The 20323-nt window shown below is 70.8% G+C and carries 18 protein-coding genes; 12 read left to right on the plus strand and 6 right to left on the minus strand.

Annotated elements, in window-relative coordinates; all coding sequences use genetic code 11:
- Nucleotides 1-627: 627 nt before the first annotated feature.
- The 6 genes from gatB to ABNG04_RS07190 all read left to right on the plus strand — a co-directional run bounded on the left by gatB (nucleotide 628) and on the right by ABNG04_RS07190 (nucleotide 6715).
- Nucleotides 628-2115 (plus strand): Asp-tRNA(Asn)/Glu-tRNA(Gln) amidotransferase subunit GatB, encoded by a 1488-nt coding sequence (gatB, locus tag ABNG04_RS07165; RefSeq protein WP_371161305.1) that lies wholly within the window; start codon nucleotides 628-630, stop codon nucleotides 2113-2115.
- Between the two features lie 68 nt (nucleotides 2116-2183).
- Nucleotides 2184-2498 carry a hypothetical protein gene (locus ABNG04_RS07170; RefSeq protein ID WP_371161306.1) on the plus strand — a complete coding sequence of 105 codons (315 nt, stop codon included), beginning with the start codon at nucleotides 2184-2186 and terminating at the stop codon, nucleotides 2496-2498.
- A gap of 62 nt (nucleotides 2499-2560) precedes the next feature.
- Complete coding sequence (gene samp2, locus ABNG04_RS07175; protein WP_371161308.1) at nucleotides 2561-2776, plus strand: ubiquitin-like small modifier protein SAMP2; 216 nt, start codon at nucleotides 2561-2563, stop codon at nucleotides 2774-2776.
- A gap of 68 nt (nucleotides 2777-2844) precedes the next feature.
- Nucleotides 2845-3213, plus strand: a complete 369-nt coding sequence (locus ABNG04_RS07180; protein WP_371161947.1) for a GNAT family N-acetyltransferase — start codon at nucleotides 2845-2847, stop codon at nucleotides 3211-3213.
- A 95-nt stretch (nucleotides 3214-3308) separates the two neighbouring features.
- A complete protein-coding gene (locus ABNG04_RS07185; RefSeq protein ID WP_371161309.1) occupies nucleotides 3309-4094 on the plus strand; it encodes a 23S rRNA (uridine(2552)-2'-O)-methyltransferase in 786 nt (261 codons plus the stop codon).
- A gap of 116 nt (nucleotides 4095-4210) precedes the next feature.
- Entirely contained in the window at nucleotides 4211-6715 is a 2505-nt protein-coding gene (locus tag ABNG04_RS07190; protein WP_371161311.1) for an extracellular solute-binding protein, read from the plus strand.
- Nucleotides 6716-6758: 43 nt separating this feature from the next.
- On the opposite strand, the gene ABNG04_RS07195 is transcribed toward ABNG04_RS07190, so the two are convergent.
- The 6 genes from ABNG04_RS07195 to ABNG04_RS07220 form a co-directional block, all read right to left on the minus strand.
- The gene (locus ABNG04_RS07195) at nucleotides 6759-7322 is read right to left on the minus strand and encodes a dihydrofolate reductase (RefSeq protein WP_371161313.1); all 564 of its coding nucleotides are present in this window, start codon (nucleotides 7320-7322) and stop codon (nucleotides 6759-6761) included.
- Nucleotides 7323-7362: 40 nt separating this feature from the next.
- Nucleotides 7363-8421 (minus strand): ornithine cyclodeaminase family protein, encoded by a 1059-nt coding sequence (locus tag ABNG04_RS07200; protein ID WP_371161315.1) that lies wholly within the window; start codon nucleotides 8419-8421, stop codon nucleotides 7363-7365.
- 20 nt (nucleotides 8422-8441) lie between these two features.
- Nucleotides 8442-9878: a glycerate kinase type-2 family protein gene (locus ABNG04_RS07205; protein ID WP_371161316.1), complete on the minus strand. Its 1437-nt coding sequence runs from the start codon at nucleotides 9876-9878 to the stop codon at nucleotides 8442-8444.
- 66 nt (nucleotides 9879-9944) lie between these two features.
- A complete protein-coding gene (locus tag ABNG04_RS07210) occupies nucleotides 9945-11324 on the minus strand; it encodes an NCS2 family permease (RefSeq protein ID WP_371161318.1) in 1380 nt (459 codons plus the stop codon).
- Between the two features lie 126 nt (nucleotides 11325-11450).
- Complete coding sequence (locus ABNG04_RS07215; RefSeq protein WP_371161320.1) at nucleotides 11451-12164, minus strand: phosphoribosyltransferase family protein; 714 nt, start codon at nucleotides 12162-12164, stop codon at nucleotides 11451-11453.
- 138 nt (nucleotides 12165-12302) lie between these two features.
- Entirely contained in the window at nucleotides 12303-12758 is a 456-nt protein-coding gene (locus ABNG04_RS07220; protein WP_371161322.1) for a DUF7529 family protein, read from the minus strand.
- Nucleotides 12759-12941: 183 nt separating this feature from the next.
- Between ABNG04_RS07220 and ABNG04_RS07225 the strand changes: the two genes are divergently transcribed.
- From ABNG04_RS07225 to ABNG04_RS07250, 6 genes are all read left to right on the plus strand, one after another.
- Nucleotides 12942-14579 (plus strand): ABC transporter substrate-binding protein, encoded by a 1638-nt coding sequence (locus ABNG04_RS07225; protein ID WP_371161324.1) that lies wholly within the window; start codon nucleotides 12942-12944, stop codon nucleotides 14577-14579.
- A gap of 27 nt (nucleotides 14580-14606) precedes the next feature.
- A complete protein-coding gene (locus tag ABNG04_RS07230) occupies nucleotides 14607-15599 on the plus strand; it encodes an ABC transporter permease (protein WP_371161326.1) in 993 nt (330 codons plus the stop codon).
- A 1-nt stretch (nucleotide 15600) separates the two neighbouring features.
- On the plus strand, nucleotides 15601-16620 hold the full coding sequence (locus tag ABNG04_RS07235; RefSeq protein ID WP_371161328.1) for an ABC transporter permease: 1020 nt from the start codon (nucleotides 15601-15603) through the stop codon (nucleotides 16618-16620).
- Nucleotides 16621-16700: 80 nt separating this feature from the next.
- Nucleotides 16701-17957 (plus strand): ABC transporter ATP-binding protein, encoded by a 1257-nt coding sequence (locus ABNG04_RS07240; RefSeq protein WP_371161949.1) that lies wholly within the window; start codon nucleotides 16701-16703, stop codon nucleotides 17955-17957.
- Nucleotides 17954-19006 carry an ABC transporter ATP-binding protein gene (locus ABNG04_RS07245; RefSeq protein WP_371161330.1) on the plus strand — a complete coding sequence of 351 codons (1053 nt, stop codon included), beginning with the start codon at nucleotides 17954-17956 and terminating at the stop codon, nucleotides 19004-19006. Before ABNG04_RS07240 ends, ABNG04_RS07245 begins: the two co-directional genes overlap by 4 nt.
- A gap of 141 nt (nucleotides 19007-19147) precedes the next feature.
- Nucleotides 19148-20299 carry a multicopper oxidase domain-containing protein gene (locus ABNG04_RS07250; protein WP_371161332.1) on the plus strand — a complete coding sequence of 384 codons (1152 nt, stop codon included), beginning with the start codon at nucleotides 19148-19150 and terminating at the stop codon, nucleotides 20297-20299.
- Nucleotides 20300-20323 lie beyond the last annotated feature (24 nt).

The following is a 20323-nucleotide window of genomic DNA, read 5'->3' on the forward strand; positions in this document are numbered from 1 at the left end:
CGAGCCGCCGCCCGGAGACGTACTCGACGCCGAGCCGGCTCGCGTCGATCGCCGCGTCCGGGTCGTCGTCGGCCGAGTACGCGAGGACTGGGGCGTCCGGGTAGCGCTCGCGGACCGCGCCGAGCCGGTCAGCCGACTCCTCGGCGTCGCGCAGCCGCACGACGACGGCCGTCGGCGTCGACTCGCGCGTCACGGCGGTCTCTCCGGTAGCCGCCGTCTCTCCGGCGCTTCCGGCTCGGCCGCTCCCGGCCTCAACCTCGTCTGCGTCGCGCACCCGTACGCTCTCGGGCAGCCTCGCCCACGGGGCGTCGACCGGCTCCCCGAGGTGGAGCGCGCTCTCAGCGCACATCCGTGACTGGGCCGGTCCGCGGCGGCCGACCGCGGCGGACTCCTGTCGCGCTCGTCTGCCCGGAGTGTGCCCCCGTCCCGCGCGCTCGGCCGGGGGCGGGACACGGGCCCTCTCCACCGGCCGGGTCGCTGTTCCTGTGGCCGGTCTGTTTGGTCATCGCGTCATCTACAGCCGGTTCCCGCATAATCGTTCCTTTCGGGGTCTCGGAATCGATACCGGGGATCGACGGGGCGCTCGTCCCGACACGATTTAGGCGGCCCGCTCACAACTGGCCGGTAATGAGCACGCAGGCCGCGACGGCGGACCGGACAGTCGTGATCGGGCTGGAGGTCCACGTCCAGCTCGAGACCGACACGAAGATCTTCTGTGGCTGCTCGACGGAGCCCGGCGACGACGAGGAGCCGAACACGCGCACCTGCCCGACCTGCCTCGGGCTCCCGGGCGCGCTCCCGGTCCTCAACGAGGCCGCCGTCGAGGCCGCGGTGAAGGTCGGGAAGGCCATCGACGCGGACATCCCCGAGACGACCACGTTCCACCGGAAGAACTACTACTACCCCGACCTGCCGAAGAACTTCCAGCTCACGCAGTACGACGCGCCGATCTGCGCCGACGGCGAGCTGGAGGTCCGCGTCGACGGCGACCCGCGGACCATCGGGATCACCCGGGCGCACCTCGAGGAGGACCCCGGCAGCCTCCAGCACGCCGGCGGCTCCATCGAGTCCGCGACCCACACGCTGGTGAACTACAACCGCGCGGGCACGCCGCTGATGGAGATCGTCACGGAGCCGGACTTCCGCTCGCCGGCGGAGACGCGCGCGTTCCTCGCCAAGTTAGAGGAGGTCTTAGAGTACCTCGGCGTGTTCGACCCCGGCCGCGACGGGAGCCTGCGCGTCGACGCTAACGTCTCCCTCGTCCCCGCCGAGTACGTCGCCGAGGACGGGACGATCGACGGCGACGCCCTTGAGGACGTGAGCCGCGCCGAGGTCAAGAACATCTCTAGTCACAAGGGCGCGGAGCAGGCGCTCGCCTACGAGGTCACTAGGCAGGAGAACGTCCTCCGACGCGGCCGCGAGATCGAACAGGAGACCCGCCACTGGGACGAGGACCGCGGCGTCACCGTCGGCATGCGCTCGAAGGAGGCCGAGAAGGACTACCGCTACTTCCGCGAGGGCGACCTCCCCGCCTTGGAGGTGGCCGATTGGAAGGAACAGATCGCGATCCCGGAGCTCCCCGACGCCCGTCGCGAACGCTTCCGCGAGGAGTACGGATTGGACCGCGAGGCCGCCTCCAAGCTCACTTCCACGAAGGCGGTCGCGGACTTCTTCGAGGACGTGGCGAGCGAGTTCGACCCCGACCTCGCCGCGACGTGGGTCGCCGACAACCTGCTCGGCGAGCTCAACTACCGCGAGATGGCGATCACGGACGTGGAGGGCCGGCTCGACGAGTTCACCCGCCTGATCGAGCTGGTCGCCGCCGACGAGCTGACGGTGAAGAACGCCGAGGAGGTCGTCCTCCGCGAGATGCTCGACGAGGGCGACGACCCCGAGACGGTCATCGACCGCGAGGACCTCGGCAAGGCCGAGAGCGGCGAGGTCGAGGCCGCCGTCGCGGCCGCCATCGACGAGAACCCCGACGCCGTGAGCGACTACCACGACGGCGACGAGGGCGCGATCAACTTCCTCGTCGGCCAGGTGATGCAGGCGACCGGCGGCAGCGCCGACCCCGGCCAGGTGAACGGACTGCTCCGCGACCGGCTGGACGGCTGAGACGGTCGGTCCGCTCGACTCGTCCCACCACTCTCTCACCCCGCCACGTCACAGCATTTCCCTCTGCCATGGCTATCGTCGAAACAGTCGTCGTCGGCCACGTCGCCGGTTTCTGTCTCCTCCTCGCGTGGGCGATCCGCCGCCGCGGCGCCGTGGACCTGATCGCCGGCTACGACGGTGGCCTCCCACCGGAGCGCGAGGCGGAACTCGCCCGCGACGCGGCCGCGGTCCTCGTCGTCGCGGCGGCCGCGAGCGGCCTGATCGTCGTCGACGCGTGGACCGGCGCGGTCCCCCGCCCCGGCGCGCTAGTGACGGTCGCGGTCGTCGCCGCCGTCGCGTGGTTCCTCTGGAAGTGGAACGGCCGCGAGCCCGGCGCCGACTGAGGCGTCCGACCCGCCCCCGCCGAAACCGTGCGATTGACGCCCGCCCGCCCGCTACCACGCCCATGGACGTGACCGTCGAGGTCGTCGGCGAGGGGGTCGACGAGTACAGCCTCGCCGCCGACGCGACGTACGACGACCTGATCCGCGCCGCGGGCTACCACCCGCAGGAGGCGTCGGCGCTCGTCGACGGCTCGCCGGTCCCGGGCGACCGCGTCGTCGACGCCGAGGAAGTCCGGGTCCTCCGGCTGATCAAGGGCGGCGCGACGGGAAGGGCGTGAGCGACTTCCCAGAGCAGCCCACGGACGTGACCGTCGAGCCGGCAACCCCCGCCGACCGCCTCGATGTCATGCGGGTCCTCGACGCCGCGATGCTGGAGACGGACGCGGCCACTGTCGACGACCGGATCGACGCCGGAGACGTGCTCGTCGCGCGCTCGACGCGGACGGACGGGGTCGTCGGCGCGCTGATCGCCGTGCGACCCGACCCGGACCGACTCCACGTCGACGCCGTCGCGGTCAGACGGGCGCGCCGCGGACGGGGGATCGGTTCGGCCCTCGTCGCGGCCGCGGTCGACCGAGGCGCGTCGGACCCTGCGATCGAGGTCGTCACCGCCGAGTTCGACCCCGAGTTGCGGGACTTCTACGAGGCACTGGGCTTCTCGATCGCGGCCGACGACGCGAACGCCGGGCGGCGCGTCGGGCGGCGCTCTGCGTAACCGCCCTCGCACCTCTGACGAATGCGCGCTCCCGACGAACGCGGGGTCACCGGCGAACGACGCCGATAAACGGCCGGCCGGTCTACGAGCCGCCAATGAGCGGGAAAGACGACTACTACAACCGATCCAAACAGCAGGGGTACCGCGCCCGGTCCGCCTACAAGCTGAAACAGCTCGACGAGGAGGCGGACCTGCTCGCCCCCGGCGACACCGTGGTCGACCTCGGGGCCGCGCCCGGCGGGTGGCTCCAGGTCGCTGCCGAGGAAGTCGGCGAGAGCGGCACCGTCGTCGGCGTCGATCTCCAGCGCATCGAGGCGCTTGACGACCACGACGTCGAGACGATCCGCGGCGACATGACCGAGGAGCGCACCCGACACTACTTGCGCGAGGCGGTCGGCGAGCGCGGCGCCGACGTCGTCGCGAGCGACATGGCCCCGAACATGACCGGCGAGTACTCGCTCGATCACGCCCGCTCGGTCCACCTCGCGCGGCAGGCGCTCGACACCGCCGACGAGCTGCTCGCGACCGGCGGCGACTTCGTCGTGAAGGTGTTCCAGGGCGAGGACCTCGACGCCTTCCGCGACGATGTGGGCGAGTCGTTCCAGTACGTCCGGACCGTCTCGCCGCCCGCCTCGCGGGACGCCTCCTCCGAGGTGTACCTCGTCGCGAAGGGGTACACGACCTCGCCGGTCGCCGCGGGCGACCGCGTCGAGGTGACGATAGAGGAGGAGGGCGACGAGGGGGACGGCATCGCCTACGTCGACGGCTACACCCTGTTCGTCGACGCCGACGTCGGGGAGACGCTCGCGGTCGAGGTCACCGACGTCAAGCCGCGCTTCGGCTTCGCGGAGCCCGCCGACGGCGCGGAGCCGTCGGCCTGAGTCGGCTCGGTCGGCCGGTCCCCCCGCTCGCGAGTTCGTCCCCGCTCGCGCGGCCGCTATCAGGCGGAATAATCTGACTCTCGATTTTATATACCCTCGCAGGCGAGTGATGATAAATGGACAGTGACGACGCACGCTCCGGACCCGATCGCGGTGCCGTCGACGGCGACCGCTCGACGGCGACGACCGATCCCGACGCGACCGCCGACGGCGGCGTCTCGTCGGACGCGGCGCCCCCGCCGCGAGCGCCCGACAGCGACGTGCCGACCGAGGCGTTCCAGAAGGTCGCCGACCGGCTCGCCGACGGCGACCTCGGGGCGCGGTTCCCGGCCGCGGAGACCGACGGCGAGGCGGCGGCGCTCGCGGCGACGCTCAACGAGTTCGTCGAGGGGGTCGCGGAGACGGTGTCCGATGTCGACGGCTTCGGCGACGAGGTCGCGGGCGCGACCGAGCACGTCCGGTCGAACGTCGACCGGGCGACGGCCCAGAGCGACGAGGTGTACGCCGCGGTCGACGACATCGAGGCGGCCGCGGCCCGCCAGCGTGACGACATCGGGGCGGCGACGAGCGAGCTCCAGACCGTCTCGGCCGCCACCGAGGAGGTCGCCGCCTCCGCGGACCAGGTCGCCGAGACCGCGGCCGACGTCGCCGAGCGGGCCGACGAGGGGACCGACGCCGCGACGGCCGCGATCGAGGACCTCCGAGTCGTCGACGAGCGCACCGAGGAGGCCCTCGAACGGGTCGAGGCGCTGGAGTCGGAGGTCGCGGCGATCGAGGACGTCACCGACCTGATCCAGGACATCGCGGACGAGACGAACATCCTCGCGCTCAACGCCTCGATCGAGGCCGCCCGCGCCGGCGAGGCCGGGGCCGGCTTCGAGGTGGTCGCGGAGGAGGTCAAGAGCCTCGCGGAGGAGGCGCGGGAGGCGACCAGCGAGATCGAGTCGTCGATACGGTCGGTGCGCGCGGAGACGGACGCGACCGTCGAGGAGATGGCCGAGATGCGCGAGCGCGCCGACGAGGGGATCCGCACGGCCGAGGCGGCACTGGAGGCGTTTACCGATCTCGCCGCCGACGTCTCGGAGACGACGAGTGGCGTCGCGGAGATCCGCGACGCGACCGACGACCAGGCGACCTCGATCGAGGCGGTGGTCGACGCCGTCGAGTCGGTCGGCGACCTCGCCGAGGAGACGGCCGCGGAGGCGGGCGACGCCACCGCGGTCGCGCACGCCCAGAAGACGTCGCTGGCGGAGGTGGCCGCCGGCGCGTCGACGCTCGCTGACCGCACCGGGACCTTGGACGACGCGCTCGACGCGTACGACGCCGACGGGACCGCGGCCGACGACGCGGTCGTCCTCGACTTCTGGCACGCGTTCGGCGGCCGGAAGGCGCGGCTCCTCGACGAGTTCGCGGCCGAGTTCGCCGCCAAGACCGACGGGATCGCGGTCCGGCCCGCCTCGAAGGGGAGCTACCGCGGCGTGTTTGAGGCGACGCTCGCGGCGGCGGACCGGGGCGAGCCGCCGGCGATCGCCCACCTCTACGAAATCGGGACCCAGCGCGCGCTCGACAGCGGGGCGTTCGCGCCCGTCGAGCGCCTCCTCGACGCGAACGCGGGCCGGACCGGCGATGTCGCCGGGACCGCTCCAGGCGGCGTCCCCCTCGACCTTGACGACCTGCTCGACCCCGTCGCGAACTACTACCGGACGGACGGGGTGCTCCACTCGATGCCGTTCAACGCGTCGACGCCCGTGCTGTACTACGATCGGGCGGCGTTCGAACGCGCCGGCTTAGACCCCGACGACCCGCCGGAGACGTTCGACGAGGTCCGCCGCTGCGCCGAGCGCCTCGTCGACAGCGGCGCGACCGAGACAGGGATCACGTTCGCGACGTACTCGTGGTTCGTCGAGCAGTGGTTCGCCGAGGCCGGCGAGCCCCTCGTCGACGCCGACAACGGGCGAGGCGGTACGCCGACAGAGAGCCGGTTCGATGGCCCGGTCGGCGAGCGGATCTACCGCTGGATCGCCGAGATGGCCGCCGACGGCCTGTACCACGACCCCGGTATCGAGGCCCGCGGGCAGGCCCGGGAGGCGTTCCAGGAGGGGCGCGCCGGGATGCTCATCGGGTCCACCTCCGCGATGGTCGGCGTCCGCGAGGGCGCCCCGTTCCCGGTCGGCGTCGGCTACTTCCCGGTCGCCGACGAGCGGCACGGGGTCGTTGTCGGCGGGGGATCGCTGTGGGTCGCGGACGGCGCGTCGCCGCAGGAGCAGCGCGCCGCCGCGGCGTTCCTCGGGTGGCTCGCGGCCCCGGAGCGGCAGGCGCGCTGGCACCGCGAGACCGGCTACTTCCCGGTCCACGAGGGCGCGGTCGAGCGGCTCGACCGCGAGGGCTGGTTCGACGAGAACCCTGGCTACCGCACCGCGATAGCCCAGCTGCTCGACGCCGAGCACTCGACCGCCACGACGGGCGCCCGGATCGGCCCGTTCGACACGGTCCGGACGCTCGCGGCGCAGGCGTCGGTCGACGCCCGCGAACACGGGGTCGAGTCCGCGGTCGGGCGCCTCGCCGACAGCACCGCCGTCCAGCTGGAACGGTACGCAGCGGAGCGCGACGGCGGAGAGTAGGCGCCGACGCGGGCGGTTGGCTCGGGGCCGGGCGAGCGGCCGCTCACCGCCCCCGCCGGACCCACTCGCGCAGCGTGAACCGGTCGTACGCCGTCTCCGCCGCCACCTCCCACTTCTCCTCGTCCCACTCCGGGTAGTACGTGTCCCCGTCGAACGCGCCCTCGACGTGGCTGAGGGCCATCCCGTCGAGGTGCGGCTGGAACAGCTCGTAGATGCCGCCGCCGCCGAGGACGTAGACCGTCTCGTCCCCCTCGTCCGGCGCCTCGACCGCCCCCGACGCCGGACCGGTCTCGGCGGGCACGCGCTCCCGCTCGGCGGGGGCGTCCCCAACGATGTCGCGGGCCGCCGCGAGCGCCTCCTCGACGCCGCCCGCGACGAGCGCCGTCGGCGCGTCGACCGCGTCGACGCTCCGACTCACGACGATCTGGCGGCTTCCGGGCAAGTCGCCGCGCATCGAGTCGAACGTGCGTCGGCCGAGGATCACCGGTGACTCCGCGACGCGCTCGCGGTACTGCCGCACGTCCGCCTCGATGTGCGGCCACGGCACCCCGCCGTCTTTCCCGATCACCCGGTTCTCCGCGAGCGCCGCGACGCTGACGAGTCTCACGGACAGCATACGCGGCGAGGAGGCAAAAGCGGCCCGTCCTTCAGCCGTTGAGGCCGAGCAGGTCGAACGGGTACCCGTTGTCCAGTTCGTCGGCGCGCTCGTAGACGACGCGTGCGGCCGCCACGTCCTGGATCGCGAGGCCGGTCGAGTCGAAGACGCTGACGCCGCTCACGCCGTCGGCGTCCGCCGGGGTGCCGGGCGTCCCGGGCCGCCCCGCCCGGTGACCGACGACGATCTCGCCGATCTCGCCGTAGATGTCGTCGTCGGTGAGCGTCCCTTCGGCGTAGGGGACGTTGATCTCGCCCGAGTGGGTACACTGCTCGTGGTCGTCGATGACGACCGTGGCGTCGGTGAGGAGCTCGTCGGCGAGCTCGTGTTTCCCCGCCGCGTCCGCGCCCATCGCGTTGACGTGCGTGTGGTCACCCACGTCTTCGGGGCCGACGATCGGGCTCTCGACCGGCGTCACCGTCGAGAGGACGTCGCAGTGGCCGGCCTCCGAGACGGAGCCGGCGCGGACGTCGAACCGGTCCCCGAAGGCGTCGAGGAAGTCGGCGACGCGCTCCTCGTCAAGATCGCTCACGACGACCTCCTCGATGTCGCGCACCGCGGCGATCGCCTCCAGCTGCGTGTACGACTGGACGCCCGCGCCGACGATCCCGAGCGAGCTCGCTTCGGGGACGGCGAGGTGGTCGGTCGCGACCGCGGCGGCCGCGCCGGTGCGTTTCATCGTCAGCGTCGTGCCGTCGAGGACCGCAAGCGGGAACGCCGTCTCGGGGTCGGAGTAGATCATCGTCCCCATCACGGTTGGGAGGTCGTGGTCGCCGGGGTTGTCGGTGTGGACGTTCACCCACTTGATCCCGGCCGCGTCCCAGCCGTCGCCGGTCGCCGTCTCCTCGGCGACGTCGCCCTCGTTGACGTCGAGGTAGGCGGGCATCGATCGGAAGTCGCCGTTGTACTCGGGGAGGTCGATGTACGACTTCGCCGGCATCTTGGCGTTGCCGCGCTCGTAGGCCGTGAACGCGCCGCGGACCGCGTCGATCACGCGGTCCATCTCGGCGTTCTCGTCCACGTCGTCCGCGTTGAGGAGCAGCGTCTGCATGTCGCAGAATTTGCCGGACGCTACTTAGTCCCTTCCGAACGCGACTCGCCCGCCGGAATTACGGAGACGCGGAGGTCGTTGACGTTCGTCCCGGTCCGCCCGGTCCGGAGCAGCGCGCCCGCCTCGTCGAGCGCCGGGTGGGCGTCGTGCGCGTCGAGCGCCGCCGCAGCCGCGTCGCGGCTCAGGGGACGCTCGGTGCCGCCCCCGACGCTGCGGTCGTCGACCAGCGCGCCCGCCGCGTCGGTCGCCCCGTCGATCCCGTCGGTGTCGACGCTCGCGACGGCGACGCCGTCGCCCGCCGCGCCCGAGTCGGCGAGTTCGACCGCCCCCGACAGCGCGAACTCCTCGTTCGGCCCGCCCTGGCCGGGGTCGTCGCCGAGCGACACCGTCACCTCGCCGGCAGAGAGCACAACCGCCGGCGGCTCGACCGGCTCGCCGACCGCCCGGCACTCCTCGGCGACCGCCGCGTGGGTCTTCGCTGCCTCCCGCGCCTCCCCGCGCACCCGCGAGGAGAGGACGAGCGGCTCGTACCCGCGCGCTGCCGCGACCTCGCGGGCCGCGTCCAGCGCCGTCCACGCGTTCGCGACCACTCGGACCGCGACGCCGTCGAACGCCGGGTCGCCCGGCTTCGGCGTCTCCGCGACCGCGCCCGCCGCGCCGCGTTCGAGCCGGTCGGTCACGGCGGCCGGCGCGTCGATCGCGTACCGATCGACGACGGCGAGCGCGTCCGCGTATGTCGTCGGGTCGGGCGAGAGGGGGCCGCTCGCGATCACCGCCGGGTCGTCCCCGGTCACGTCGCTGATCGCGAGACCGAACGCGTCGGCGGGCGCGACCGCCCGCGCCAGCCCGCCGCCCTTCACCGCCGAGAGGTGCTTCCGAACGGCGTTGATCTCCGCGATCGTCGCGCCGCTGGCGAGGAGCGCGTCGGTCGTCTCGCGCAGGTCGTCGAGTCCGACCCCGTCGGCGGGCGCGGCCAGCAGCGCGCTCCCGCCGCCCGTGAGCAGGCCGATCACGAGGTCGTCCTCGTCGGCGTCGGCCGCGAGCGCGCGGACCCGCTGAGCGCTCTCGACGCCCGCCACGCTCGGGGTCGGGTGGTCGCCGGGGAGGACCGACACCCGCTCCGTCGCGACCGGATCGTCCGTGACGACCGCACCGTCGTCGATCCGGTCGCTGAGGCGGCGCTCGACAGCGGCCGCGAAGTGGCCCGCCGCGTTGCCCGCGCCGACGACCAGCACGCGGTCGTACGTAGCGAGGTCGCGGGTCGTCGTCGCGCCGTCGACGCCCGTGACCGCGAGTCGGCCGCCGTCGAGCGAGAGCGCGTCCGCGACCACGCGCTCCGGGTGCGCCGCCTCGATGCCCGCGGTCACGCAGTCGAGCGCGAGTTCGCGGGCCGGGTCGCTCGCGTGTCGCTCGCGGTCGGCGACGGTCACGGCGTGGTCGACAGAGTCGTCCGGCATCGTGGCCGGACTGCGATCCGACGGGGCAAGAGCGTTCCGCCGACGGTGGGACCGAACCGCCGCCGGTCAGAGGATGAGCCCGCGCGTCTGTAGCACGTAGTAGACGGCCAGCAGCGCCGCGATGACGTACTGGCCCAGCGCGACCTCGTCGGCCTCGCCGACGGCGAGCTTGATCAGCGGGTAGGCGATGATACCGGCCGCGAGCCCGTCGGCGATGGAGTAGGCGAACGGCATCACGGTGACCGTGAGCCCGGCCGAGACGGCCCACGCCGGGTCCGACCAGTCGACCTCGACGAGCCCCTGGAGCATCATCACGCCGACGACGATCAGCGCGATGAACGAGGCGTACGCCGGTATCGCGGCCACGAGCGGAATCAACACGAGCGAGGCGGCGAACAGTAGCGCGACGACCAGCGCCGTCAAGCCGGTCCGGCCGCCCTCCTCGACGCCGGTCGAGGACTCGATGTACGTCGTCACCGTGGAGGTGCCGAGCACCGCGCCGGCGGTCGTCCCCACCGCGTCGGCCATCAGCGGCTTATTCATGTCCGGCAGGTCGCCGTCGTCGTCGAGGAAGTCGCCGAACTGCGAGACGCCGATGAGCGTCCCGGCGGTGTCGAAGAAGTCGACGAAAAAGAAGGTGAACACGACGAGCACGAACGTGAGCGGGTCGATCTGTCCGAGCCCGTCGACGAACGCCCCCGCGAGCGGGGTGATGTCGTACTGCGCGTTCGGCAGCGTCTCAGGCGTGAGCGTGCCGCGCCCGAAGAAGCCGGCGAGCGTGAGCCCCCAGCCGGCGGCGGCGGTCGTCACGATGCCGATCACGATGGAGCCCGTGATCCCCCGCGCCCAGAGGCCGAAGGTGAAAGCGAGCCCGAGCAGCCCCAGGACCGCCCACGGGTTCCCGAACACGCCGCCCAGCGTGACGAGCGTTGCGTCGTCGGGGACGACGATCTGGAGCTCCTGGAATCCGATGAACAGCAGGAACAGGCCGATACCGGCCCCGACCGAGCGTTTCACCGGTTCCGGGAACAGCCGGATGACGTACTCCCGCGCGCCGACGGCGGTCAGGACAATGAACAGGACGCCCTCGACGAACACCGCGGCCAGCGCCGTCTGCCACGGGACCCCGAGCCCCAACACGACCGTGTACGCGAAGAAGGCGTTGAGCCCCAGCCCCGGCGCCAGCCCGAAGGGTCGGTTGGCGTAAAACGCCATCACGAGAGTCGCTATCGCCGCCGACAGCGCCGTCGCGATGGCGATCATCTGGAACACTTCTCCCTGTCCGTACCCCTCGATCTGGATCGCGTCCGAGAGGATGGCAGGGTTCACGACGATGATGTACGACATCGCGAGGAACGTCGTGAGCCCGGCGACCAGTTCCGTCCGGACGTCCGACCCGTGCGACTCCACGTCGAACCGCGCAGCCAGCGTGTCTGAAAGCCCCATTGAACGGGTGAGTGTTCCTGGGGATCGAGTGATAAGCCTTGCTGAACGTAACGAATACCGATCCGTATGTATGGATCAAAAACGCGACAACGCGGGTTTTTTCCGGAAGAGTATGCGTGAACGTGGCTACTCGAACGTTGTCAGCGCCCCGACCGGGGCGTCGGTAATTTCGCGCGCGCGGTCCATCCCCTCATCGCCGACGGCGATGAGGGCGAACACGCCGGTGACGTCGGCGTCGCCTTGGAGAGCGATGTCCAAGAGGAGCTCCTGGGTCTCGCCGGACCGGATCAGGTCGTCGACGACGAGGACCGTGTCGCCGGCGTTGACCGCGCTCGCGGGGAGGTAGTAGGTGAGCTCGATGCCGGACGCGAGCCGCTGGCGCGACTCGATGAACTCCTCGACCGCGGTCTCCTTCGACTTCTTGGCGTACGCGAGCCGCGCGTCGAAGAAGGAGGCCATCGCCGCGCCCAGCGTGATCCCGTCGGTCGCGGCCGTCAGCACCACGTCCGGCGACTCGAACTCGAACGTCTCCGCGGCCACCGGGGCCACTAGGTCGAGGAACGACTGGTCGAAGACGACGCCGGAGTTGTCGACGTACCCCTCATCGTCGAACTCGACGCGCGCGATCAGCTCGTCGGCGAGCGCCTCGCGGCCGACGGACTCGACGACCTCGCTCGCTCGGTCGGTGCCGGGCAGCACGTGGCCGTTCACGTAGCGGTTCAGGTCGCCCGCGGGCAGCCCCGTCACGTCGGACAGCTCCTCGTACGTTCGCGTCTCCTTTAACATCCGCAACACGGCGACCGCCTGTAGCTGGAGGGCCGCCTTCTCTGCGCGATTCATACCGATGATCGCGATCGCACAACTATGAATACGTCGAAGTAGATCGTGAGATAGATACACACGAGCGTGGGTCTCACGGCGACCGTTCCGGCCTTCGTGCCGACGCGCTCGCGTTTCGCGCCGACCGCCCCGACCGCCTCACGCCTCCGGCGCGTCGAAGAACACCGCGGGGTCGTCGATCGCGATCTCGACGTGGTCACGGTCGTCGAGGGGCCGCAGTCGCACGGTGAGCGTCCCCGCCGACTCGGCGGCCGCGCGCAGCGGGGCGAGGCCGTCATCTCGGAGGTAGGTCGGGACGCAGAGCGCCACCTCGGCCGCGTCGTCGGTCGCGACGACCAGCCGGTACGCGACCCCGCCGGCCGCGCCGGCGTACACGTCGACGCCGTCGATTGCGGCCCCGTCGACCGCCTCTAGCGCCGCGTCGAACTCCGACCCGGGCAACAGCACGTCGACCCGGGCGTCGTCCGCGACCGGGTTCACCTGCCCGGGGTGGCCCGCGATCGCGGTCCAGCCGCGTTCTCGGTACGCCCCCGCCGTCGACTCCGCGTCCTCCTCGACCGCCGCCCACCGCGGTCCGGGATCGGCTCCGTCCATGTCCCACGCCTACCGCCCACGCTCCTACATAACCGTCGGTTTTCGCTTCGCTCCGTTTCCCCTCCGTTCCCCGCGCCGTCGCCGCCGATCCGCCGCCCTACTGTCGGCGGACCGCTAGCAGTCGGCCCGAAAGGGGCCGCCTCTGCCGGTAGGTTCATAACGCTCTGTCGTATGGGATCGCCTATGCCTACTGACAACGACACTCACGTCAACAGGCGGACGGTGCTCAAGTACGCCGGCACGGCCGGTGCGGTCGGTCTCGCGGGCTGTGCCGGCGACGGCTCGGACGGCTCGGACGGGTCCGACGGCTCGGACGGGAGCGACGGGATGGACGGCGACGACGGCTCGGACGGGTCCGACGGCGACGACGGGATGGACGAAGCCTTCGACGTCGGCGTCACGATGGGCCAGATGGACTCCGGGCTCGACCCGCAGGACCACGCCGAGACGAACACCGAGATCATCGTCGGCCAACTGTACGAAGGGCTCCTCGACCGCGACAAGCAGGGTGGCATCATCGCCGGCCTCGCGGAAGAGTGGGAGCGCACCGACGACGGCAGCGTCCGGTTCATGCTCCGCGACGGCGTCACCTTCCACAACGGCGACGACCTCACCGCGGAGGACGTCCGGTTCAGCATCCGGCGGATCGTCTTCGACGACGTCAGCATCGCCAGCCCGCAGAAGAACGACCTCGGCGTGATCGACGAGGTGACGACCGGCGACGGCGAGGTGACCGTCTCCTTCGAGGGGTTCAATCCGATCGCGTTCCAGCTGTTCGCGACCAACGGCGAAATCGTTCAGCAGTCGTGGATCGAGGAGAACGGCAGCGACTTCATCAACCGGAACGCCAACGGCACGGGGCCGTTCCGTCTCACGAACTACGAGTCGGGGAATCAGGTCGTCTACGAGCCGAACGAGGAGTACTGGGACGGCGCGCCCGCGGTCGACGAGCTCACGATGAGCGCCTCCAGCGAGTCGAGTACGCGGGTCAACCAGCTGCTCGCCGAGGAGACCGACATCGTGACGAACGTCCCGCCGAACGAGGTATCGCGGGTCAACGGCTCCGACGTAGCGACGATCAACTCCGTGCCGAGCGCGCGGATCATCTTCCTCCAGATGCGCTACGACGTCGAGCCGTTCTCCAGCCAGCAGTTCCGGCAGGCGATGAACCACGCGGTCGACGTCGAGAGCATCATCGAGAACGTGCTCAACGGGTTCGGGAACATCACATCCCAGCCGACCCTCGAGGGCCACGTCGGCTACAACCCCGACATCGACCCGTACCCGTACGACCCCGAGGAGGCCGAGCGGCTCGTCGAGGAGTCCGGTCACGCGGGCGTCGAGATCACTCTGGAGACGCCGATCGGTCGGTACCTCCGCGACGTGGAGATCGCGCAGGCGGCGGCCAACCAGATCAACTCGCTGTCGAACGTCTCCTGTGAGGTCGAGCAGCGCGAGTTCTCCGCGCTCGTCCAGGACGTCACCGCGCCGAACATCGAGGACCGCCCGCACTTCAACCTCCTCGGCTGGGGGAACGGCGAGTTCGACGGCAGCCAGACGATGACGCCGCTGCTCTCGTCCGACGGCGCGCTGACGGTGCTGAAGAACGACGAACTCGACGGGCTGCTCACTGATGCCGAGGCGACCGAGGACCCCGACGAGCGCGTCGGCATCCTCCAGGAGGCCAACCAGCTCGCCCACGACCTTGCGCCATGGGTGTTCATGCACCAGCAGTTCAGCGTCTACGGCGTCTCCAGCGACATCTCCTGGGAGCCGCGGAGCGACGAGTTCATCGACCCGGACACGGCGACGCAGCAGTAACGCGACCGCCACCCCCCATATTTTAGAATGTCATTCGGACGATTCGCACTCAAAAGAAGCCTCCAGGGGATCGGCGTCGTCTGGGGCGTCGTCACCGTCGTGTTCGCGCTCCGCTTCGTCACGCCCGGGAGCCCGATCAACGCGGTCGCCCCGCTCGACGCCTCGCAGGAGACGCGACAGGCGATCGCCGCCGAGTTGGGGCTCGACCAGCCGCTGTACGTCCAGTACGGCCAGTACATCTTCGACCTGCTCCAAGGCGACATGGGCCGCTCGTACATCCGTGGGCAGAACGTCACGACGCTCGTATTCGAGCGGCTCCCGGCCACCGTGGAGCTCGCCGTCGCCGCCAGCGTCGTCGCCATCGTCCTGGCGATCCCGCTCGGCGTGATCAGCGCGACCCGCCGTAACGAGTCGGTCGACTACGGTGCGACGCTGCTGTCGCTCGGCGGGATCTCGACGCCGAACTTCTGGCTCGGGATCATGCTCATCCTGGTCTTTGCCGTGGAGTTCAACGTGTTCAACACGAGCGGCCGGGGGGTCGACGTCGGCGACGTCGCCCTCTCGGTGATCAACGCCGAGCCATTCGTCGGGACGCTGTTGACGTGGCTCGCGTACATCACGCTGCCGGCGATCGCCCTCGGGACCTACTTCATGGCGCTCATTACCCGGCTGACGCGGTCGGGAATGTTAGACGAGCTCAGCAAGGGGTACGTTCAGGCCGCCCGGGCCAAGGGGCTCCCGCGGACGCTGATTCGGTACAAACACGCGCTCCGAAACACGCTCATCCCCGTGATCACCGTCCTCGGCCTTCAGCTCGGGACGCTGATCGGCGGGGCCGTGATCACCGAGGCGGTGTTCGCGTGGCCGGGGCTCGGCACGCTCGTTATTGAGAGCATCAACCAGCGCGACTGGCCGGCGCTCCAGGGCAGCCTCATCGTCATCGGGACGAGCTTCGTCCTCGTCAACATCCTCGTCGACATGGTGTACGCCTACCTCGACCCGGAGGTGGTGACTGATTAACATGGTTTCTTCACGTGTCATCCGCAATCTCAAGAAGGAGTTCAGACAGAGCGGGCTCGCGAAGCTCGGGCTGGCGCTGGTGGTCCTCATCGTGCTGACCGCCGTGTTCGCCCCGTTCATCGCGCCCCACAACCCGAACGACCAACAGCTCGATCAGAGCGAGCTGCCGCCGATCGGTTTCTCGGAGACGACGGAGCAGACCTCCTCGCAGATGGTCGACGGCGAGATCCAAACGGTCACCGAGGAGGTCGAAATCACGGCCGACCCGGACCACGTGTTCGGGACCGACGGGCTCGGCCGCGACATGTTCTCGCGGGTGGTGTACGGCGCGCGGACCTCGCTCATCGTCGGCGTACTCGGGACGCTCCTCGCGGCGTCGATCGGTGTCCCGGTCGGCCTCCTCGCCGGCTACCACCGCGGGCGCGTCGACGACGCGCTGATGCGGATCGCGGACATCAGTCTCGCGTTCCCCTCGCTCGTGTTGGCGGTCGCGCTGATCGGGCTGTGGGGCCGCGCCGCGGTGAACGTCCCCGACCCGTTCGTCGTCGCCGGGCTCGCGCCAGAGATGCCGGAAAGCTTCGTGTTGCCGATAACGGTGGTGATCGTCGTCGGCCTCGTCAACTGGGTGTGGTTCGCCCGCGTCGCCCGCGGGGAGGCGCTCTCCTTACGCGGGCAGGAGTACGTGAAGGCGTCGCGCGCGCTCGGGGCCGACGACAACACGATCATCCTCCGGCACGTCCTCCCGAACGCGGTCACGCCGATCATCGTCCTCGGCACGGTACAGGTGGCGGCGATCATCCTCCTAGAGAGCTCGCTGTCGTTCCTCGGGTTCTCCGGGACGACGCTGTCGTGGGGCTTCGACATCGCCCAGGGGCGCGACTACGTCTCCTCCGGCCAGTGGTGGATCGCCTCCATCCCCGGGCTCGCGATCATGCTGTCGGTGATCGGGATCAACCTGCTCGGCGACTGGCTGCGTGACGCCTTGGACCCCGGCATCGAGGGCGAAGGTGGTGCCGCATGACCGACGCCAGGCGGAGCGGCGCCGACCGGAACGGCGACGACCGCGCGGCGGCGACCGACGGCGGCGCGAGCGACGCCGCGATGACCGAGCCCCGCGGGGTCGGCGACGCGGCGCCGACCGGGGCTCCCGGGGCCGACGACGTGCTGTCGGTCCGGGACCTCTCGACGCGGTTCTTCACCGAGGAGGGCCAGATCAACGCGGTGGAGTCGGTGTCGTTCGACCTCCGCGAGGACGAGATCCTCGGCGTCGTCGGCGAGTCCGGTTCCGGCAAGTCGGTGACCGCGCTGTCGCTCGTCGACCTCGTCGAGACGCCCGGCCGGATCACCGCCGGTGAGGTGTGGTACCGCGACCCCGACCTCGCCGAGGAGTTCCGCACGACGGAGGCGGTGCGGGTCGACGGCGACCACGTGGACCTGCGCACCGTCCCCCCCGGCGTCCGGCGCTCGCTGCGCGGCCCCTCGTTCAGCGTCATCTTCCAGGACCCGATGAGCAGCTTCAACCCCTCGGTCACGGTCGGCGAGCAGATCGCCGAGGCGGTCGAGGTCCAGCGCCGGGCGCGGGCGAACCCCCGCTCGACGCGCTCGCGGACGCAGGGGTACGGGCTGGGGAAGTACTTACTCGACGGGATCGTCCCCGGCCGCGACTACACCAGCGAGGAGAGCATGGACCGAGCGGTCGAACTGCTCGGGCAGGTCGGGATCCCCGACCCCGAGGAGCGCGTCGACGAGTACCCCGGCCAGTTCTCCGGCGGGATGCTCCAGCGCGCGATGATCGCGCAGGCGCTCGCCGGCGAACCCGACGTGCTGATCGCCGACGAGCCGACGACCGCGCTCGACGTGACGATCCAGGCGCAGATCCTGAACCTGTTGACGGAGATCCAGGCGGACCGCGGGATGAGCATCGTGCTCATCACCCACGACCTCGGCGTGATCGCCGAGATGTGCGACCGCGTCTGCGTGATGTACGCCGGCGAGGTCGTCGAGCGCGGGACGCTCGACTCCGTCTTCGAGGACACCGTTCACCCGTACACGCAGGGGTTGCTCGGCTCGATACCGGACGTGGACGACCCGCGGGCGCGGCTCGAACCGATTGAGGGCAACGTCCCGAGCCTCCTCGACGCCGAGATGGGCGACCGGTGTTACTTCGCCGACCGGTGCCCGAAGGCGATGGAGGCGTGCCTCGACGAGCCGGCCGAGGCGACGGTCGACGCCGCGGCGGACCACGGCGTCAAGTGCGTGCTCGCGGACCGCGAGTACGACCAGGCCGACGCGCTCCCGGACGACCACTTCGGTTCCGGGCCGGACGCCGCCGGCGGTGACGGGGGTGACGGCGAGTGAGCGACTCGCTGCTCTCCGTCGACGGGCTGAAAAAGTACTACGCGGACGACCAGTCGCTCGTCGACCGTCTGCTCGGGCAGGAGTCGGCGAGCGTGAAGGCGGTCGACGGCGTCTCCTTCGACGTGCGCGAGGGCGAGACGCTCGGGCTGGTCGGCGAGTCCGGCTGCGGCAAGTCGACCACCGGCGAGACGGTGCTGCGGCTCCGCGAGCCGACCGCCGGCGAAATCTCCTTCGACGGGCAAGACGTGCGCGGGATGAGCGACCGCGAGCTGACGGAGTTCCGGCGGCGCGCGCAGATCGTGTTCCAGGACCCGTTCTCCAGCCTCGACCCGCGGATGACCACCGGCGACATCGTGACTGAGGGGCTCCGGATCCACGACGTGGCGGACCGAGCGGAGCGCCGCGAGACGGCCCGGGACCTGCTCGAACGCGTCGGGCTGTCCGCCGACCAGATGGACCGGTACCCCCACGAGTTCTCCGGGGGCCAGCGCCAGCGGATCGGGATCGCCCGGGCGCTCGCCTTGGACCCCGACTTCGTCGTGCTCGACGAGCCGGTGTCCGCGCTCGACGTGAGCGTCCAGGCGCAGATCCTGAACCTGCTCGAGGACCTGCAAAACGACTTCGGGCTCACGTTCCTCTTCATCGCGCACAACCTCGGCGTGGTCCGCCACGTCTGCGACCGCGTCGCGGTGATGTACCTCGGCGAGATCGTCGAGATCGGGCCGGTCGAGGAGATATTCGACGACCCCGCGCACCCGTACACGAGGGCGCTGCTGTCGAGCGTCCCCCGCGCGAGCACGGACGCCCGCGAGGAAGCGTTCACCACACTCCGCGGCGACGTTCCCTCGCCGCGGAACCCGCCGGCCGGCTGTCGGTTCCACACCCGCTGTCCGGAGGCGCGGGCCGCCTGCCGGGAGTCGACACCGCCGGCGTACGACCTCGGCGACGGCCGGACGGCGACCTGCTTCCGGACGGACGACGACCACGCCTACTGGGATAGCGAGCCCATTGGCGAGAACGCGGCCATCGAGGGACCGGCGGACGACTGAGCGCACCACCCGGCGACCGCGCGGCCCGGTCGCCGCGACCGCTGTTTCATTTATATGCTCGCGGGCGAACTCGTTCGTCGGCCGTGCCTCGAATCGGGAAGTCGCGCCCGGGTTATCTCTCCCCCGGCCCTCGCTTCGGACATGAGGCAGAACGACTCCGGCTCCGACGGCGGCTTCGCGCGGCGAACGATCCTCCAGGCCGCGGGCCTCTCCGGCGTCGCCGGCCTGGCGGGCTGTCTGAGCGAGACGACCACCACCGCGAGCGCTGGCGACGACGCGGACGCGGCGCAGACTGACGACGGGCCGACGCTCCCGGAGACGGGGTCGCCCGAAGTCGTCGACCTCGACGAGCGCGGCCGCGAGGTGACGCTGCGGTCGGTCCACGCCCGCCACGCCGCCCACCCCGGCGGCTCGTTGGGCGGCCCGGTCGAGATGCCGGTGACGTGGGCGTTCCAGGCCGACGACGGGACGCCGAGCGTCCCCGGCCCGGTGCTCCAGGCGACCGAGGGCGACGACCTGTCGATCACGCTCGACAACACGGACGGGGAGATGCCGCACACGCTCCACTTCCACGGCGTCTCGAAGTCGTGGAAGGACGACGGGGTCCCGTCCACGACAGGGCGCACCGTGATGCCCGGCGAGGAGCACACCTACGAGATCGGCGCGGACGTGCCCGGCACCCACCTCTACCACTGCCACTTCAACACCCCGATGCACATGGACATGGGGATGTACGGGATCCTCCGGATCGACCCCGAGGGCTACGAGGAGGCCGACGTCGAGCAGTTCATGACGCTGAAAGACTGGGACACGCGGCTCTCCCGGTCGTACGGCGGCGCGGACGCCAGCTACGACGTCCAGGACCGCCGTCCCGACGCGTTCACGATCAACGGGCGCGTCGCGCCGTACACGTTCAACCCCGACCGCGGCTCGCCGATCGTCGTCAGCGAGGGCGACACGGTGCGGCTCCATCTGGTCAACGCGGGATTCATGTCGCACCCGATGCACACGCACAACCACCGGTTCCGGACGGTGGAGAAGGACGGCGCGGCGTACCCCGAGGTGATGCAACTGCCAGAGGACGTGGTGAACGTCGCGCCCGCGGAGCGGTACACCGTCGAGTTCGAGGCGGACGCGGACCCCGGCATCTATCCGATGCACTGTCACAAGGTGGACCACGTCCAGAACGGGGGCGTCTACCCCGGCGGGATGCTCACCGCCATCGTCTACGAGCAGGCGATGGGGACCGAGGTGTTCGCGGACCTCGTGGAGAAAGCGGAGTACGAACTCTGAGCGCCTAACAGAGGGACCGCCCGC

This window comes from Halorubrum miltondacostae (genome assembly GCF_041379815.1).
Classification (GTDB): domain Archaea; phylum Halobacteriota; class Halobacteria; order Halobacteriales; family Haloferacaceae; genus Halorubrum; species Halorubrum miltondacostae.